Raw genomic sequence first — 530 nt, forward strand, 5'->3', positions numbered from 1 at the left:
CTGAAGGTTTTAAGTGGGTCGATATCAATACACTCATCGCTGCAAACGCTCAACCGTCTTCCGAATTTATTGATAACTTGAAGCTACACGACGGTTTCCAGTTTGAATGTCCACTGCTGCAAGCCGTGCAATTTTTCTTGCTTGTCGCGGTTGGGCTCTATCTTGCCACCATTCAGTGGTTACGCCGCGTTAAACACGCGCTCACGCCCTACCATTTTGCTCAATGCGGCAGATTGGTTTACCAGCATATCGCACCAAAACAATCTCCTCCTTGTGTTTTTCCTGTCTAATGGTTCTTTAAGAACCCAGGCTCACAATAATAACAACTATCCCATTGAGCATTTGCTCGGGAAGTCATTCTATTTAAAAGGAAAATACACATGCTTAAACAAATGAAAATCGCCACTTTGTCACTTATCGCTCTCATTGCTAGTCCTATGAGCCTTGCTCACGATTACGAAGCCGGAAAAATTCACATCGATCATCCTTGGAGTCGTGAAGCGCCACCAAATGCTCCTGTTATTGGCGGA

Annotated in this window: 2 pseudogenes; both read left to right on the top strand. The window is 44.7% G+C overall.

Annotation, left to right across the window (positions count from 1 at the left end):
- A pseudogene (locus tag R7093_RS27755) lies at window positions 1–290 on the top strand (hypothetical protein); the annotation flags it as partial.
- A 90-nt stretch (window positions 291–380) separates the two neighbouring features.
- A pseudogene (locus R7093_RS27760) lies at window positions 381–530 on the top strand (copper resistance protein CopZ); the annotation flags it as partial.

The sequence above is a fragment of the Vibrio sp. 1580 genome (assembly GCF_033340055.1).